Origin of the sequence: Lachnoclostridium sp. Marseille-P6806 (genome assembly GCF_900625025.1) — a bacterium.
GTDB lineage: Bacteria > Bacillota > Clostridia > Lachnospirales > Lachnospiraceae > CAG-791.
Window position 1 is genome coordinate 105,850 of record NZ_LR130581.1, and the last position, 17,013, is coordinate 122,862.

14 protein-coding genes and 1 pseudogene are annotated in these 17,013 nt (G+C 58.0%); all 15 read right to left on the reverse strand.

Annotated features, from left to right (window positions below; all coding sequences use genetic code 11):
* Positions 1 to 206 precede the first annotated feature (206 nt).
* The gene (locus E0E20_RS09965; protein ID WP_130838058.1) at positions 207 to 1,835 is read right to left on the reverse strand and encodes a glucosyltransferase domain-containing protein; all 1,629 of its coding nucleotides are present in this window, start codon (positions 1,833 to 1,835) and stop codon (positions 207 to 209) included.
* 41 nt (positions 1,836 to 1,876) lie between these two features.
* Positions 1,877 to 2,956 carry an NAD-dependent epimerase/dehydratase family protein gene (locus tag E0E20_RS09970; protein ID WP_130838059.1) on the reverse strand — a complete coding sequence of 360 codons (1,080 nt, stop codon included), beginning with the start codon at positions 2,954 to 2,956 and terminating at the stop codon, positions 1,877 to 1,879.
* Positions 2,956 to 3,879, reverse strand: a complete 924-nt coding sequence (locus E0E20_RS09975) for an ABC transporter ATP-binding protein (protein WP_130838060.1) — start codon at positions 3,877 to 3,879, stop codon at positions 2,956 to 2,958. Before E0E20_RS09975 ends, E0E20_RS09970 begins: the two co-directional genes overlap by 1 nt.
* 22 nt (positions 3,880 to 3,901) lie before the next feature.
* On the reverse strand, positions 3,902 to 4,684 hold the full coding sequence (locus E0E20_RS09980; protein ID WP_130838061.1) for an ABC transporter permease: 783 nt from the start codon (positions 4,682 to 4,684) through the stop codon (positions 3,902 to 3,904).
* Between the two features lie 55 nt (positions 4,685 to 4,739).
* Positions 4,740 to 5,942, reverse strand: a complete 1,203-nt coding sequence (locus E0E20_RS09985; protein WP_130838062.1) for an acyltransferase family protein — start codon at positions 5,940 to 5,942, stop codon at positions 4,740 to 4,742.
* Positions 5,939 to 7,207: a CDP-glycerol glycerophosphotransferase family protein gene (locus tag E0E20_RS09990; protein WP_130838063.1), complete on the reverse strand. Its 1,269-nt coding sequence runs from the start codon at positions 7,205 to 7,207 to the stop codon at positions 5,939 to 5,941. The genes E0E20_RS09985 and E0E20_RS09990 overlap by 4 nt, the downstream gene beginning before the upstream one ends.
* Positions 7,208 to 7,317: 110 nt before the next feature.
* The gene (locus E0E20_RS09995) at positions 7,318 to 8,040 is read right to left on the reverse strand and encodes an IspD/TarI family cytidylyltransferase (RefSeq protein ID WP_130838064.1); all 723 of its coding nucleotides are present in this window, start codon (positions 8,038 to 8,040) and stop codon (positions 7,318 to 7,320) included.
* A gap of 54 nt (positions 8,041 to 8,094) precedes the next feature.
* The gene (locus E0E20_RS10000) at positions 8,095 to 9,030 is read right to left on the reverse strand and encodes a LicD family protein (RefSeq protein WP_130838065.1); all 936 of its coding nucleotides are present in this window, start codon (positions 9,028 to 9,030) and stop codon (positions 8,095 to 8,097) included.
* Between the two features lie 88 nt (positions 9,031 to 9,118).
* A complete protein-coding gene (locus E0E20_RS10005) occupies positions 9,119 to 9,946 on the reverse strand; it encodes a DUF4422 domain-containing protein (protein ID WP_130838066.1) in 828 nt (275 codons plus the stop codon).
* Between the two features lie 10 nt (positions 9,947 to 9,956).
* Positions 9,957 to 11,813 (reverse strand): LCP family protein, encoded by a 1,857-nt coding sequence (locus tag E0E20_RS10010; protein ID WP_130838067.1) that lies wholly within the window; start codon positions 11,811 to 11,813, stop codon positions 9,957 to 9,959.
* Positions 11,814 to 12,054: 241 nt separating this feature from the next.
* Positions 12,055 to 13,503 carry a hypothetical protein gene (locus tag E0E20_RS10015; protein ID WP_130838068.1) on the reverse strand — a complete coding sequence of 483 codons (1,449 nt, stop codon included), beginning with the start codon at positions 13,501 to 13,503 and terminating at the stop codon, positions 12,055 to 12,057.
* A gap of 313 nt (positions 13,504 to 13,816) precedes the next feature.
* Positions 13,817 to 14,543 (reverse strand): annotated as a pseudogene (locus E0E20_RS10020) (AraC family transcriptional regulator).
* A gap of 284 nt (positions 14,544 to 14,827) precedes the next feature.
* Entirely contained in the window at positions 14,828 to 15,877 is a 1,050-nt protein-coding gene (locus tag E0E20_RS10025; RefSeq protein WP_330508923.1) for an NAD(P)-dependent alcohol dehydrogenase, read from the reverse strand.
* Between the two features lie 186 nt (positions 15,878 to 16,063).
* Positions 16,064 to 16,702, reverse strand: a complete 639-nt coding sequence (locus tag E0E20_RS10030) for a hypothetical protein (protein ID WP_165444065.1) — start codon at positions 16,700 to 16,702, stop codon at positions 16,064 to 16,066.
* Between the two features lie 119 nt (positions 16,703 to 16,821).
* Positions 16,822 to 17,007 (reverse strand): hypothetical protein, encoded by a 186-nt coding sequence (locus E0E20_RS13945; protein WP_165444066.1) that lies wholly within the window; start codon positions 17,005 to 17,007, stop codon positions 16,822 to 16,824.
* Between the last annotated feature and the right edge of the window lie 6 nt (positions 17,008 to 17,013).

Genomic DNA, 17,013 nt, shown 5'->3' on the forward strand with positions numbered 1-17,013 from the left:
TACAAGTTGTAGATAAATCTATGTAAGAGCCGCGTCTTCCCGAACTTTCCGGAAGAAACGCCACACGGTATTGTAGAATCAACGCGGGCGCACCCACTATATCCTGTGGCTGCGCCCGCTTCCCGCATGGCTCTTTCCGCTGTCCGCGCGGCTCCATCCGCTGTCCCGCCGCGGATTTTTTCCCGGCTGTACCCTCTTCCCGGTATTCAGCGTATCTTCACGACCCATATGCCGTCAATCTGCCGTACACATCCCTCCTCCGGGTACGCCGCCATCTCCGCAAATTCCCCGGAGGCGAGAATCGCCTCATATTCCTCTTCGCTCGCATACGGCGCGTCGATTCCCAGATAGCTCCGGATAAAATCACGGCGCACCCCCGAGGTAAACAGGCCGTTCTCTATCGCAAGGCCCTCCAGATCGGCGAACCGTCCCTCCAGCAGATCATAGGAGGAGAGGATGTTCTTCTCCGGCCAGAAATCTCCTGCAATCGCGTAGCGCTCCCCGTAATTCCAGCCGCCCTCTCCCTCAAGACGCGAGATGATGCGCTCATAGTAGCTGCTGACCCTCTGGAATGCCAGCCCGGTCCGGAAATACGCCTCATTCGCCATGCGGTAATTGCTGCACGCGATAAGGAGCACGATCAGCGCTGCCGCAGCGGGAAGAATGCACGGAAAGGCAAGGCCCGAAAGCCGCGTAAGCCGCGCTCCGGCTCCGGCCCCGGAGGACCTGCGGCTGCGGGAACGGGCGGGGCGCTGTGTCCGAGAAAACGGGGCGGGCGCCGCCGGTGCCGCGGCTTCTCCCGCGCAGAGCTCCGCAAGCCCCGCCGCGAGAAAATAGACCGTCATATAGGAAAAGATCATCAGCGTGGAGGCATTCGTCACCTCCGGCGCCATGAGATAGACGAGCGACATGCCGAGAGGCGTAAGAAAGACCGTGAGCGCGAGGGCCGCCGCCGTGGCCGGCCTTTCCGGGAGCCTGCGCCGGGCCGTGAGACGGAGCAGGAGCAGCGCGATCAGCGGCAGAAGCAGCAGATGAAGAGCATGCTGAAAGCCGGAGGTATAGCTCATCGGTTCTGTCACGAAATATTGCAGAATGCGGTGATACGCCCGGAGAAACGCCTCCAGAAAATCGGCAGGCGCCGTCTTTCCGACGCTGCTGATCCCGCGGTAATCCGACAGTTGATAGCGGCTCAGCATGGCGAGATAGCCGGCAAGGCCCCCCCCCAGCGCCAGCGCCTCCCGAAACGCCGTGCGAAGCACCTCCCGGAGAGGGGCTCCCCGCAGAATGCGAAGCTGCACCGCGATGAGAAAGACCGACACGGCAAAGGGCAGATATGCCTGATAGATCCCGAGACAGAAGCACAGCAGCACCGCGCCCGGGATCCAGCCAAAGCGCCGCCGCAGCGTGCAGAACACCGCCGCGCCCGCAAACAGCACCGCGACGGAATACGAGGCCACGGTGAACATGAACAGCATACCGCTCGTCACGGCGGGGAACGTCGTCATGGTGACGCCGATGAGGACCGCCGAGGTCATGCTCCGGAGCTCCAGCGCGCGGAGCACCAGAACCGCCGTCAGCGAGAGCAGGGCAATCGTCACCACACCTTTCAGCGCCGGAACGCTGTATGAGGAAATCCACGGCTGCACAAAGCGCAGAAACCAGCGCCCGAAATCGTTCATCGCGCCGGGCTTGTCGATATTGCTGATATCGTCCCAGTTCGGGAGCTTATTGGTCAGCACATACAGATGCGTGAGGAGGCCTGCCGCAAACGCGCTGAAAAAGCAGACCCCTGCGTATGCCGGTATCCGATCCCGGAGCTCTTTCATGAGATCCATGCCGAACCATTCCTTTCACTTTACTGATTCTGTTCCCGACTTCACTGACCCTGTTCCTGACAGGCAAGACTCCCCATCAGCCGCCGGTAGCAGTCCTCCAGACTGTACTCCGGCTCCCAGCCGAGGGCGCGGAGCTTCGCCGAGGAAAGCGTCATTTTCGTGTCCGCCGCATAGCCGAAGGTATTGGTTTCGGGGATATCGAAGACCACGCGGATGCGGCCCTCCGCCAGAACCCGCGCGGCAAAGTCCGCCATGCCGGCGATCGTCGTGTGCGCCGCCTCGTTGCTGACATTATAGGCCTGTCCGCTTTCCCCCCGCAGCAGGATGGTGAGCAGCGCCCGCACGGTATCCGCCGTGTAGCAGTAATTCCCCTCCGACTGACCGGCCGTGTGCAGGACGATATCCTCGCCGCGCATCACCGCCCGGGCGAACTGCGCAAACACGCGGTTTTCCCCGGGGAGCACCCCCGCGCCGAACGTCTGCGCGAGCCGGGCGATGCGCACATTCACACCGTATTCCGACCGGTAGCAGGCGCAGAGGTTTTCGCACATGCGCTTGCTCATCGGGTAATTGCTGCGCACCACAAGCGGATCGACATAGCCCATGACATCCTCGGTCACCATGCGGCTGCCGTCCCATTGCCCGTAGACCTCCATCGAGGACAGGTAGCAGAACGCGGCGACGTTCTTCTCCCGCGCAAGCTCGAGGATACTGCGCGTACCGTCGAGGGCCGTCCCGATTGTCTCCACGGGCCTCGTCACCATCGTCTTCGACGCCGTGACCGCCGCGCAGTGAATGATGTAGTCGATCGGCGCCGCGATCGTGAGCTCCGCGGTGAGATCGGCGATGACCGGATATATGTCGCCCCGCTGCAGAAGATCCCCGAAAATCTGCTCCGCCTTGCGGATGTTCCGGACAAGCGCGAGAATCCGGATATTCATGCGGCGCAGGCGGTTGACTGCCGCCAGCGCCCGGACAGTCTGCGAGCCGATAAGACCCGTCGCCCCCGTCACGAGAACCGCCCGGCCCTCCAGCTCCTGCAGCGGCAGATCACTTGCCGCCAGTCTTTCCAGATCCTCCTGCAGCCACGGGTCATTCGGGCTTTCCAGTATATTCCGCATCAACGCCTTTCCTCCCCTCCCGCCCCCTTGAGCGCCTCCTGCATCCGCTTCTCTTCCTCCCGCCGCTTGCGCCGGAGATGTCCCTCCGCCAGCTTCTCCACGGCCGCATGATCCTTCGGCAGCTTCTTCGTCATAAGAAACTCCTCGTAGGCGTCGCAGTAGAGCGCCACCTCGTCCGTAAACGTGACCTGTCTGCCGTGATCCAGCCAGAGTATCCTGCTGCACAGCTCCCGTACCTGATCGATGGAATGACTGACGAGAATCCCCGTCACCCCGCTGGCAAGAATTTCTTTCATCTTATCGCCGCTCTTTTTGCGGAACGCGCCGTCCCCCACGCTCAGCACCTCGTCGAGAATGATGATGTCGGGGTTGACGAGACAGGCGATGGAAAAGGCGAGCCGGCTCTTCATCCCGCTCGAGAGCTGTTTGAACTGGTAGTCCTGAAATTCCTCCAGCTCGGCAAAGCGGATGATCTCCTCGTATTTTTCATCCATAAACGCCCGCGTATAGCCCAGCAGCGCACCGCGCAGATAGGCGTTTTCCTTTACCGTCATATCGCCGTCAAAGCCGCTCCCCAGCTCGAGGAGAGCCGCGATGCTGCCCTCCGCGTGCAGCGTTCCCTCCGTCGGCACCATAATTCCCGTGACGGCCTTTAAGAGCGTGCTCTTTCCCGCTCCGTTCGAGCCGATGATGCCGAGCATCTCGCCCCGGCCGAGACGGAACGTCACATCTCTGTCGGCCCAGAACTCCCTCACCTTGTATCGGCCCGTCAGACGGCGGATCAGATACTCCTTAAGGCCGATGGCCCGGAAATCTCCCGTTATGTAGCGGATGCTGACATGCTCGCATGCAATGACTGCTCCGCCGCTCTGCCCTGCTTGTTCCTCCGGGCCCCGCGACGCAAAATCCTCATGATTTTTCACAAACGCCTCCCGATAACGCGGCTTACAGATAATACAGGAAAGAATGATTGTGCCTGCGGTACACAAGTCCGCCCGCCGCGACGAAAATCAGCGCATAAAAGGCGCAGAGCAGATGGTACGGCAGCGACGGGATTTTTCCGTCAATCACAATCAACCGGAAATACTTGATATAGACATACACCGGATTCAGGAGAAACAGCTCCGGATGCGCAAAGCGGTCCACCGAGTAGAAAATGGCTGACAGGTAGGTGATCATGGTCAGGAACACATCGTAGAGATAGCGGATGTCGCGAAAAAAAACGAACATGGCCGACAGCACCAGCCCCACGCCGATATTGAACAGAAGCAGGCACAGCACCGGGTAGACAAGCAGGAGCATCCTCGGGTGAAACAGGATTCCGTCAAACAGGCAGAAAATAAAATAGACGAGAACCGTAAGGCCGAAATTGACGAGCGCCGATACGTTTTTCGACAGCAGAAACATGTACTTCGGCACATTGATTTTCGTAAAGATCTTCGCGTTGTCGACGAGCGAGCTCATGCCGTTTTTCGTGGCCTCCTTGTAATAGGAAAGCACGATGTTACCGCTCAGCAGATAAATCGTGTAGTGCGGAATATGCTTTGCAAAGAAGCTGCTGAACACGATTTTCATGATGAGAAGCGTAAGCAGCGGCGACAGCACGCTCCAGCCCATGCCGAGTATGCTCCGCTTGTATTTCTGCGTGAAATCCCGGTGCACCAGCTGCTCGAACAGAAAGTGATTTTTTCGGATGCCCTGCATCAGTCTTGTCACAGAGTTGTTCATTTCGGATTCCTCATTCTGCCGCCGCCCGGCGCCTGCGTCCGGCCCGGGTTCCGGCTCACGCCTTCCGCTCCCGAAGCCTGCCGGAGCGCCGGCGAAGCGCCTCCGACACCACAAGCACAAAAAGTGCCGTCGCAAACGAGCAGAAAAGATATACGGCCGTCCTCGCCGCGTCCCCCATGGCATCCGGCAGAATGCGGTTCAGATTCTGCGCGTAATAAATATGAGAAAAATAGAACGCCGTGCTGAGCTTTGCAAGAAACGAACATACCGGCCCCCGAAGCCGCGCCGCCGCAAGACTCTGTCCGCTGAAGCTGACCGCGGCCGCGCCGCACAGAAGAAACAGAAAGAAAAAGTCGCTCCGGGACGGTTTCTTCGCATACATATACCAGATCACCGCAAGATAGCTCCCCCACTCCGCGAGGGATAAAAGCAGGCGCGCGGGCCGGGTCAGTCTCCGCTCTTTCAGGCGCTGTACGAAAGGGAAAATCGAAATTCCGAGGCAGAGCTCCGCCATCGCGCGCACGACGCCCTTGTAGCAAAAGCCCAGCCAGACGGCCGGATCGCGGGGATGGTCAAAGTTACGGCACAGATACCCCAGAAGCAGAAGCGCCGTGAGCGGCGCGCCGATCCGCATCGTGAAATCCGTATGCGCGCGGAGGATAGGATACAGCACGGCCATGCAGAGAAGCATCGCCGATACGTACCAGATCACTCCGTCGAAGCCGCCGGTAAACAGGCCGGTCATTTTCAGCAGCGTGAGCTCCCAGAAATCCCGGACGAGCATCTGCAGCATCTCCGCCCCGGACAACTCCCTCGCCGCAGAAACGAAGACAAAGCCCACGGCCCACGCAATCGGAAATTCCGGGCATATCCCCGACAGCTTGCGCCAAAGAAACGCCGCCGTTTCTGTTCCGAGGGGCGTTTTGAGAAACGGCGTCTCCCCGGGCAGAGCCCCCGGGCCGGGGGCTCCCGCATCGGCGGCGCATCCTGCCACGCCCCCTGTCCCGGCGGCCTCTGTCCCGGCAGCCCCTGCCGCCGGAAGCAGCGTGTGCAGACCCGCGCGCCGGGCGGCCGTGTTCATGAGCAGATACCCCGACACCACAAAGAAAAACTCGACGCCCAGAGAGCCGCCGAGAAAAAGGCATTTCTCATCGCCCAGCAGATATCGCGTATGATGCAGCACGATGATCAGAGCAAAGACAAAGCGCAGAAAATCGATCTCGCCGTTCCGGCGGTTCTCCCTCCCGGCCCGGCTCATTTCTTCAGATACCTGCAGAGCTCGTCCGCGATCCTCTCTGAGGAATGACCGTCGTCCACACTCCCACGCTCCGCCAGCCACGCATCGACCTCCCGGACATATTTTTCTTCATCAAAGGCAAGAATATTGGCGACCATCTCATCGTTGTCGGACGCCACCGGGAACGGCGTGCTCTCCAGCGTGAAATAGAAGCCCCTCTCATCGTTGTAGAGCTCCTTGTCCCGCGCATAGAGAAAGCCGGGGCGGCGGCTGTTCATGAAATCATAGATCCACGAGGAATAATCCGTGATACCGGCATCGCAGAATGCCAGCAGCTCCTGGATGTCGGGATACGAGGTGACATTGATCACGTCCCCCGAGCGGACGCGGTTCTTCCGTTCAGCGTTCTTCTTATCGTTGTCATGATAGCGTACCAGCAGCTTCCAGTTCCCGCCGAAGCGCTGTTCAAAGGCGTGGAGCACGCGGTCCGCCTTAAGATCGTAGACCGCAAAATTGTGCGTGTCGCGGAACGTCGGCGCATACAAAACAAATTTCACGTCCTCTTCCAGATCGTTATCCTCGATAAAGGCCTGCCTCCACTTTGCCCGCTGTCCGGCATAGCTGTCAAAAAAGACATCGTTGCGGGCGTGTCCCAGACGCAGGAGAGGCGTTTTCTCCCAGAATGTCTCGCGGAAGACGACCTCCTCGAACCGGCTGTTGGTGATGCAGAGCGTCGTGAGCCTGCCCGTACGCGCCGCCGCCACCGGCCATGAAGCATTGGTGTTGTAATGCGCCGGGTCAAAGCGCTTGATGCCGAGAGACCCGTGCCATGTCTCGCAGATAATCTGATCCGGCTTTACGGGAAACGGATAGAACTTATCCCCGAGGAGACCGTTGATGACAATGACCCGCGCCGAGCAGGCCGCCTCAAAATATTCGTAGCTGTTCATCCAGACCACGCGGACATTCGGCAGCTCCGGCACACCGTCGCGGCCGAGGGGATCCGACACGCCCCAGCAGATGTCGAGGTCTTCGCCGCGGCGGAGCAGCTCCTCGCAGATATATTTGGGATTGCAGGCGTAGGCGTGCTGAAAGGTAATGAACATAATGCGGTTCGGAGCCGTCGCCATGCGGCGGGAAAGCCCTTTCCTGCACTGGTAGCCGATCGAACGGTCCACCCATGTCTTGAACTGCTTCCATGCCACGCCGATGCGGCGGAAGAAGACGCCCTCCACCGCGGCCGGATAAAAACGGCTCCACTTGCGCTTCATGATCTTTCCCAGCATATTAATCCTCCATGCCGAAGCACTCCGTGCAAGGCACGCGCCGTAAAACCACCCTGCGCCGGCGGTTTTACGGCTGCGATCAGGGGCGGTTTGGGCTTCGGCACAAATCGCTATAATCCGAAAATCTTCCGGCTCTCGCCCGCATCGACGATGGCCCGGAAAATATAGAAATCGACCGGTGTCGTGATCTTGATGTTCTCTGTCTGCCCCTGCACGGTGTAGAGCGGCATATCGTAGTGCCGCGCCATGCTGGCGGAGTCAATGAAATCGTTCCGGCCCTCGAGCGCGGCCCTCTGATGAAGATTCAGCAGGTCCATCAGAAGAAAGCACTGAGGGGCGCGCGCCATTTCGCACTGCCGCCGGTCCAGTATCGTCCCGACCATGCCGTCCGTGCTGTCCAGAAAGATCGTCTCCGTCGCCGGGACGACCGTGATGGCGTTGCCGTGCTTGTCCGCGCACGCAATTGCCCTGCTGATCGTCTCCGGCGCAACCAGAGGCCGCACGCCGTCGTGAATCAGCATCAGCGAGTCCTGCGGGAAATACTGCGTTGCCGCGACAAGACCGTTGCGAATCGAGTCCTGCCCGCTCGCGCCGCCGGGCACCACCGCTTTCACCTTGGTGATCCCGAATTTGCGGATATATTTCCACATCCTCGTAATCCATGCTTCGAGGCAGACGACGATGATCCCGTCGATCTCCTCATGGTTTTCAAATTTTTCCAATGTATATATGATGATCGGCTTGCCGTACAGTTCGAGAAACTGTTTGGGAACCGAGGTATTCTTCATACGGGTTCCGGTTCCGCCGGCAAAGATCAGCGCACAGTTCTTCATATCCGCCTCCGTGCAGGCGCACCTCCCACAGGACGTGCTGCCCTCCGTTTTACCCTAACTTTCGCGGTCTGTCAAGCCGAGCCCTCCCAGATCAAAGGGTCGGAAAAAAACATGCCTCTCCCTCTGCTCCGGAGGAGGCGGCGTCATAAAATCGCTCCCGTAGAGCCTCGAAAGGTAGCGCTCGATGGCGGCCGGACACCGGCGGAGCTTCCCGCCGTAGAGATATTCCCGCGTCTCGCACAGCTCCTCGCGCCGGTAGAGCTCTCCGCGAAAGAGGCGGCGCCCCGTCGGAATGACCACATAGCGGGAGCACTCGTTCCTGCATCGGCCGTTCCAGCGGTCGCCCCGCCGGACAAGCGCATCCAGACTTCTCCACGCCAGAAGCCTCCCAATACGGATTTTTACGCGGAACTTCCGGATCAGCTCCGCATCTCCGGTGCTCCGGGCCAGCTCCATAAGTGGCTTCCGGTCGCGGTAAAACTTCCGGCAGGACACGAGAAAACCGTAGGCCATGCAGCCGAGCTCATGGATCCGGCGCAGAACCGGGCTGTCATAGGTATTCTCAATCACAAAAACATCCACAAAGGCGCCCGCCTCCCGGTTGTAGAAGTCCTCCCGCGTCACCACCGAGGTCCCCTTCCGCACGACGCGGGACAGCAAAAGCCCATGATCTGGTGTATCCTGCGGCGTGTGCACCCAGTAGCGGCTGCCGAAGCGTTCCCGGAACAGCGGAACAAAGCGCTCGTAATCCGCCCGCGGCATGTTGATGTCAATATCGTCGTCCCACGCGATGAAATCATGCTCGCGATAGCACCCCAGTGCCGAGCCGCCGCCCAGCTCGTAGAGTATTCCGTTTTCATCGCAGATCGTGCAGATATCATCCAGAATATCCATGAGCACACGCTGAAGCTGCCGGAGCTGCACGTCGTTCAGCTCTATGCAGCGGTCAGAACGGATATGCTTGAACGCATCGACAGTGGACAAAGACACGGCGTTCTCCCTCCCCGGAGCTCAGATTTGCCTCACGCAGACCCGGAATCCGCAGGCCACGCATGCGACTCCGGGCAGTGCGCCGCAGTCAGAATTCATATTTCTCATGCAAAAACTTGGCTTTCAGAAAAGATACGGCTTTCCTCCGCCAGTTGACCGGCTCCGTATACAGAAACGGCAGTTCGCGGATCTCGCTTCGCAGCAGTTCTCCCGCTTCGATCTGATACTCCAGCCAGACGTTGAAGATCAGCTCCCCAACCCTGCCGCAGTAACGCCCCTGATAATACGAGAGCTCCGTGGTGTCGACGCGGCGCTCCAGCTCCCCGAGAATCGAGAACAGCCAGTCCGCATAGGCGGAGAAAAGTTCTCTTTCCATAATCATCATGTTGAACATATAGCCGCCGGTCTGCATCATGACGCGGTCGAACGCCGCGAGATATTCCGGACAGCGGTTCGCGAGAATCTCCCGCGTTTCGTCGAGATGCCTCACATAATGCGTATGCTCGTAATGGGAGTACAGCGTCTCGATATAGTAGCGCCGCCTTGTCGGCACAAAGACACGGTATCTGCGGAGCATCGGCTCCAGCTCCTCGCTCCGCAGAATCTGATCAAAGGGATCCTCCGTCTTCAGCGAGTGAAAGGAACCGAAATGGCGGCGGTAATGCACAAGACCTATATAGTCCGCCTCCATATGCTTCCACGCCCAGTACAGCCCCGTCAGCTCGCAGTAGAGAGGATTCTTTTCGGAAATGTTGTCGCCGGCATCATCCCGGAGATACCCGAGATCGAGCGGAGCGCCGCTTTCATCGCGTGCCAGCGCCGCCCCCACCTGCATCGGAAGATACATGCTGTCATCCGGCATGCGGTACGCCTTGTGGGTCGTCACTATGATATTGACCGTCGCGTTATCTGTCATCCTATCTGCCCTACGGGGCGGCATTCGCCGCCCCTGCCGTCTCCGCTGTTCCGGAGGCTCCGGCCGTCCCCACAGAGGGCACCGCTGTCACACCGCTGGTTTCGGCTTCCGCTCCGGCGTTTCCTGCGGCTCCGCCCGAGACGCCGGGCGCCGCCCCCTCCGAGGCCCCGGATGGGGCCGTACTGCCGGAAACGTTTCCTGCCGCTCCACCGGTCGCAGGCGGGGCAGCGCCCGCATTCGGATCCACCCCTCCGCTCCCCGGGTCTGCACCTCCTGTATTTGCAGTATTCGGAGCCGTATTCAAAGTGGCATCGCCTGCGGTGTTCCCCGCAGGAGCAGAGCCCTCGGAATGCGCCGTCACCGTCTCTCCCGTCGAAGGGTCCTGTACCGTCGTTGTTTGCGCGCCGGTGCTCGGATTGACCGCCGTCACGGTCAGCGCGCCGGTCGCCGGATCCCGATATGTGATAGTGACTACTCCGGTCAACGGGTCGGTTTCTGTCGAAACCACCTCGAGCGGAACCGAAGCGCCGGTTCCCGCCGTGCCCGCCGCAGGCTGAGCCGGTGCGGAAGAGGCCGCGCCGGAGCTGCTTCCTCCGCTCCGATAGGCGGAGGAACCTCCCATACCTCTCCGGTACGTAGGCGTTTCCAGATTTTCATAATATGCGGTCGTCTCCTCGGCAGAATCATCACCATAGAGCACGGACTTCAGAGCCTTGGAATTGGTGTCGAAGTCGATGGCGAACATGCTCCGCCCCCCGAGGCCTCGCATGACGCCGTAGGTATGTGCGAGCGGAACCGTCATCTGCTGGAAATCCGCATTGAGGATCGCGGGGGCGTTGGTCAGCAGATTCGCGATATCCCGCTCCGTCAGATTCGTCTGCACCAGCGGCAGAACCTCATTGAAGAGCTTATCGAGCTGCAGCGCGTTCAAATGCTTTACCTGATCGACGCAGGCCAGGATGACCTTGCGCTGGCGCTCGATCCGCCGCCAGTCGCTGTCAATGGAGCGAAGACGGGCGTAGACCATCGCCGTCGCGCCGTTCAGATGATTCACCCCAGGCTCGAGGTCCTGCTGAATGCTGTCCTCCACGTGCATGCCCCTGATATAGCCGACCGTATAGGAGCCCTCGGGGTGATTGATGTTGTTCACCTCCGCCTCGGTCATATCCATATCGATCCCGCCGACCGAATCCACAAGCTGCATATAGGTCCAGAGATTGACACGCACATATTTATCCACGTCCAGCTTAAAGCATTCCCGGATCTCCTGCATCATCAGGTCGGCCCCGCCGTAGCGGAAGCAGTGCGTCAGCCAGTCATACTGTCCCTCGTATTCCCCGTCCAGAACCGGCATACCCATGCCGCGCTCAAAGCTGACCAGCGTGATCCGGCCCGTTCTGGTATTGATGGAGCAGAGGATGCAGGAGTCCCCTCTCGCATTATCGCTGAATGCCTTTGTCCTGTCGTCGGTTCCGATCAGAAGAATATTGTAGACCGCATCGTCGTTCTCGATATTTCCGCGCGCCTCCACCGACGCCGCCTCCTCCATATCCGCGGTCTGCTTTGCCATTTCCTCCGCGTTCCGGTCGTCCTCCGCTTTCATCGCGGCAAGCTCCTCCTCCGTCAGGGCGGCTCCGCGAAGCCCGCTGCTGAACTGAAGCAGCAGATATTTGCTGTGGAAGTAACCATATGCCGCGCCGAGCAGCAGATCAATCGCCAGAAAAACGCACACCAGCGAGGTCAGCACCCGGTGGCGCTTCCGAAAGCTGCCGCCCCGCCGCGCTCCGGATTCCCCTGCCGCTGAGCTGATCTGCTCGCGGATCTCCGGGGTCTCCGCCTGATGTTTTTTTTCTCCGAATCGAATCATAAGCCGCCTCGTGCCGACGCATTTTTACAGAATATCCGGACATACATAATCATAATACTATACCCACCGACTCTCCCGGATTGTCAAGCACATTCTGGGCAGAGGCCCGCGCGTGGGGAGCTCCTGAGAGCAGCGAACCGGCGCAGGCCGGGGCGAATGCCCTCGATTCTGCGCCGGTCAGAGCAAAATATGATTTTATGACAGTCTCACAGACGAACCGTTTTCACCGCACCGCCGCTTTTTATCGCACCCTTTCGTAAAGAACGGTCTCTGCACCGGTCTCACAGTCGACCCGGATCGCCTGCATGGACTGCCGCCGATACGCCATTCTCCATCCGATATCATCCTCCGGCACCCGTTCGCACACATTGCGGACCGCATAAATTGCTCCGTCTACAAGCTCCGCGACCTCAATATCCGTAAGCGGCCCGTCATTCTCCTTTCCGACCCTGCGCGCATAACCTTGAGGCGCCGCCTCCACCCACTCTCCTCTCTCATCATAATATCCGAGCGCGTCCTCTTTCACGCCGGCACTCAGAGGAATCCCGGCGCACCAAGCCGGTTTTCCCTCTGTCATTCGAAACGCAGGAGATGAAGAAAGCCCCTTTCCGCCCATGAATTCTTCCTGACAGAGCAGAGAATCCGGCGCACCAAGCCGGGCGCCCATAAGCCACCCGCCGCTGTAGAAACGGCCGGTCCCCTCGTATCTTCCATAGGAAAAATACAGGTCGCTGTCCCGCAGCTCGATCTGATCCACCTCACAGCCGCCATATTCCGGTTTCGGCAGCCGTCCCAGCGCAATCTTCGTCCCGTCATTCATACCGATCTGCATGAGATACCTGTCATACTGATCTGGCCGTTCCGGATCTTTCTGCCAGATCATATAAATAAGCTGATCGCCGATGACCGCCACGCACTCTGCCCCGCTCCCGAGGACAACACTCTCCATCGGCACCGCATCCTTATGCGGGACGAGATGAACTTCCCATACGCCCGACGTATCATTCCCCTCCGCATAAAACCAGCCGACAAGGTAATGTCCTCCCCTGTCTCCACCAAAACAGACGCAATTCCCGGAATCTTTTCCCTCGTACGTCTCCCCGTTCAGACCGCATTTTACAATGGTTTCCTCCGGCGAATCCGGAAATGCGCGGCCTGGGAAACAGAGAAAATTCCCGGAAACCGTCAGGCAGCCCCACGCATGATCATTCTGCACCGCCTTTGTATGACCCGTTCCGACATCGTAGGCCATGAGTATCGTCGGTCCATGGTCACTGTCCGCAAATTCCCCAAACAGTGAACTCTCCTCCATGGCCTCTTCGTCCGGCACATGGAAATAGACCGTATCCCCGTATTGCACAAAATGACCGTTGTTATTGATCGGCGCCGCCGGGGTCTCCGGATCATGCTCCTCCGCCTCACCCGGTCGGTTTTCTCCGCTGTCTTTTCCTGTGCCGTCCGGTCGGTTCTCATCCGCCTCTGCACCGCTTTCATTCTCCGAAGCAGTCTGAGAAGCGGTCGGAGTGCTTTCGGAGTCCGCCGGAGCGTCATCAGAGGCCGTGACGCCATCGGAAACGGAAGCTACGGAGCCGCCTTCAGAGCCTCCGTAAGAAGCGGACGCTTTGCCGCAGGCAGCTGCGGATATGACAGACAGAATGAGCCCCACTGTAAGAAAACAGATTTTCCGCATATACATCCTCCCTGTTGATGCTTTGGCAGACAGTGCCCAAAGGGAATACCGCCCTCTCTTTCACTCCGTAATATGTTTTCATTCTTTGATGTTAATATGATACTACACCACATGGGGAAAGTTATGCTTGATGTTGAAAATGCTCTGGAACTGCGCTGAGGGATTTTCCTCCCACCGCAAAACGGCACAGCCGGATGTGATTCCGGCCATGCCGTCCAAGAAGCGCTGCTGCCCTCGCATCAATCCTCCATGCCGAAGCATTCCCCAGCGAGGCACACGCTGTAAAATCCGCGCATCAGCGTGATTTTTCACACTATTCTCTCCGGACAATCGGAATCCAGAGCTCCATCATATAATCCGGGCTGTACATATCTCCCTCGGAATGGACCTCGAAGTCCGGCGATCCCGCGTGCATATAGCCCTGCTCCGGCAAAAACACTTCCATGGCATATTTCCAGCCCCATCTCCTCTGCCGTCGCCGCATCACCGACATGATAACAGGCCATGTAATTGATTCTGTTTTCATCTTTCACATCAAAGCACATCCCATAGCTCTGACCGTTCCCCATGCGGGAAAGCGCGGCGTGATCATATTTTGCATACAGTTCCTCCCAGACCGCCGGACAGGAGGACGAATCAATGTTCTCCGATTTGATCCCGGCCACCGTGAATCTGCTCTTCCTCTGAATTCTTACATCCATGTTTTTTCCTCCTTTCACACTCAGCATCAGCCGAACGGGAGAGACAGTCCGATACGCCTCTCCGCTGCGTACCTCCGTAGGCGTCGCATGATGAAAGCTCTTAAAAGCGTTCGCAAAGGAATCCGATGATTCATAGCCGTACTTCACGGCGATCTCTATGATTTTATCGTCGGTTTCCCTGATCTCCGCCGCGGCTTTCGTCAGCCTCCTGAGCCGTATGTATTCCGACAGCGTCATGCCTGTCAGAATGGAAAACAGTCTGCTGAACATGGCATAGGAATAACCGGAAAGACGGGCGATCCTGCTCTCATCAATCTCTCCGTCCAATACGCTTTCCATATAGCGTATCGTCTCATTAGAACGCTTTCATCATCTGCATGGGAATTCCCTCCTGCAACACAGATTTTACCGGACCGCTCCGGCAAATGCCCTATATTTTCCGTACAAAAATATGCCGCTCCGGAAGTTTCCGGCCGGATGATCACCTGCTATCGGATAATAATACTCCCGGGCTGTCTGATTTCTATATTGTCAGACAGCCCGGGAGCCCGTGGCTTACCCTTGTCTTTATCACCCGTCTTTACGATCTGCCTCTATGATCGCCTCTTTGTTCTTTCGCTCTATCACTTAACCTTAATCATGATCTTCAGCGCGTCCGTTTTATTATTCAGCGCCTCCTGATAGGCGTCATTGATATGGTCGAAGTCGAACTGATGCGTGACCAGCGGCTTTACGTCAATCGCGCCCTTTGCAACCGCGGCAATCGCTTTCGGATAGATATTGCGGTAACGGAAGACCGATTTGATCGTGATCTCCTTATCCATGATCTGCGCAAAGTTATAGCTGATCTCCGGCTTTACGGAAATACCTACCAGCGTGATGGTGCCGCCGCGCTTTACCATAAAGGGGGTCTGCGCGATGGTGACGGCGGAGCCTGCGGTCTCGAAAACTTTCTCGGCTCCCTGCCCGCCGGTAGCGCGGTTCACCGCTTCAAATACATCTTCCCTGCCGCTGTTTATGATGATATCCGCTCCCATCTTCTTTGCGAGCTCCAGCTTCGCGTCGATGAGATCCGCCACAATAATCTTTCCCGCACCGTGTGCCTTGCAGGACAGGAGCGTGGTCATGCCGATCGTGCCCGCGCCAAGGATGACGACGGTTTCTCCGACCTGCACATCGCCCTGATTGGCGGCGTGAAAGCCGACCGAGAGGGGCTCGATCAAAGCGCCTTCCATCGTCGTCATATTCTCAGGAAGCCGGAAGCAGTAATCCGCCGGAAACTCGATGAATTCCTCGTTGCAGCCCGGCACCGGAGGAGTCGCAAGAAACTGCACGTCAGGGCAGAGATTATACTTCCCGGACTTGCAGAATTCACAGCTTCCGTCCGTGATCCCCGGCTCAAGGCAGACATGATCGCCGATCCTGAGGCCCTCTACGCCGTCGCCGGCCTCCACAACCGTGCCCGCACACTCATGGCCAAGCATATAGTCCTTGGAGAGATCCACCTCGTAGGCGCCGCAGCGTCCGCTGTGATAATAGTGAACATCCGAGCCGCAGACGCCGACATACTCAAGAGCTACGACGACGGTCCCCCGGTGAGCTTCCGGCTTCGGGATCTCCTTTATGATCATGTTGTCCAGTCCGCGCATAAAAGCGCCTTTCATGAAAGCCATAGCCTGTCCCTTTCTGTCTTCTGAATGAGCTCCGGTCATGCACAGCCCTGCTGAAAGAATGACAGATGCTTCGATGCGCGCCGGAGAACGCTGTTGTTAATCATCATATCACTTATTCGGCCATATCACATTCTGCATTTTAACCACGTCCTTTCCACACGCGCAGGCAGGGGCTCCCGAATCCTTCTATTTATGAATTTCCGCATTGACGCAGTGCTCTTCGACAAAGCGCCTCACAAATTCAAAATCCCTGTCTGAAGCATATATCTGATTCCTGCAAAACGGCGCATGCAGCTTGATGGTGTTCCTGCCCGGGCAGAACACGACGCGTTTCACCTTGCACCACTCCGAGGACAGGGACTGCCTGCTGCCGGCCAGAAGCCCGCTGCCGGCCGCGCCGACATTTCCGGCAGCGAGACCCGTAAGCACCACCGCCGCAGATAAGCTCTTTGCTCTTCGAAATTGTCCCGGCAGCTGCGTATGAACAATTCGATGCTCGTCCATTTCAAACAATACGCAGTATTTTCCGCCCATGACCGCGGCATAAAACAGATAGGCGATAAAGCCGAGCGCAAGCAGGCCTGCAAGGATCAGGGCAAATCCTTTCGCTTCGCTCCAGAAGCCCACCCACCAAAAGCCCGGATCGCCAAGAGACAGCAGCGTCACAAAAGCCCATACGCCCCCAAGGGAAAACGCCAGTATCTTCCACAGCATAAACAGTATGAGCGGGTTCTTCAAAAGAGGAAATTCGTAAATCCATCGATACACGCCGTCTTCTCCGCGCAGGATTCTGTTTTCCCCGAGATCAGCCTTGTCTTTTTCCATAAATTCCACCTCTGTTTTCATTGTCCTCACAGAGGTTTTCCTGTTCAAGCGGGTGCGGCAAAATGATCGTTCCAAATTTACGGCATATGCTGTGCCGGCCAGGCCCCTCCGGCGCCTTGTCAGCAAATCCTTTGAGACTCAGGAGCAACAGGCAGCCTCCCTTGTATGGCATCCCGATACATCTGCTGCAAACGCTTAACCGAATGATGAATATCATATTTTTCGCTTTCCATTTTATAGCGTTCCGCTTCGTTGATGCGCCTGAAATCATCTTTCAGCCAGTAGTCAATTCTCTCCGCAAGCATCTTTTC

What these genes read in the sequence shown, in the direction of transcription:
- E0E20_RS09990 (WP_130838063.1), bottom strand. Translation starts at nt 7,207, where the DNA reads ATGCTGGGAAAGATCATGAAGCGCAAGTGGAGCCGTTTTTATCCGGCC.
- E0E20_RS13945 (WP_165444066.1), bottom strand. Translation starts at nt 17,007, where the DNA reads ATGCTTGCGGAGAGAATTGACTACTGGCTGAAAGATGATTTCAGGCGC.
- E0E20_RS10015 (WP_130838068.1), bottom strand. Translation starts at nt 13,503, where the DNA reads ATGCGGAAAATCTGTTTTCTTACAGTGGGGCTCATTCTGTCTGTCATA.
- E0E20_RS09980 (WP_130838061.1), bottom strand. Translation starts at nt 4,684, where the DNA reads ATGAACAACTCTGTGACAAGACTGATGCAGGGCATCCGAAAAAATCAC.
- E0E20_RS09985 (WP_130838062.1), bottom strand. Translation starts at nt 5,942, where the DNA reads ATGAGCCGGGCCGGGAGGGAGAACCGCCGGAACGGCGAGATCGATTTT.
- E0E20_RS09970 (WP_130838059.1), bottom strand. Translation starts at nt 2,956, where the DNA reads ATGCGGAATATACTGGAAAGCCCGAATGACCCGTGGCTGCAGGAGGAT.
- E0E20_RS10005 (WP_130838066.1), bottom strand. Translation starts at nt 9,946, where the DNA reads ATGACAGATAACGCGACGGTCAATATCATAGTGACGACCCACAAGGCG.
- E0E20_RS10010 (WP_130838067.1), bottom strand. Translation starts at nt 11,813, where the DNA reads ATGATTCGATTCGGAGAAAAAAAACATCAGGCGGAGACCCCGGAGATC.
- E0E20_RS10025 (WP_330508923.1), bottom strand. Translation starts at nt 15,877, where the DNA reads ATGGCTTTCATGAAAGGCGCTTTTATGCGCGGACTGGACAACATGATC.
- E0E20_RS09995 (WP_130838064.1), bottom strand. Translation starts at nt 8,040, where the DNA reads ATGAAGAACTGTGCGCTGATCTTTGCCGGCGGAACCGGAACCCGTATG.
- E0E20_RS09965 (WP_130838058.1), bottom strand. Translation starts at nt 1,835, where the DNA reads ATGGATCTCATGAAAGAGCTCCGGGATCGGATACCGGCATACGCAGGG.
- E0E20_RS10030 (WP_165444065.1), bottom strand. Translation starts at nt 16,702, where the DNA reads ATGGAAAAAGACAAGGCTGATCTCGGGGAAAACAGAATCCTGCGCGGA.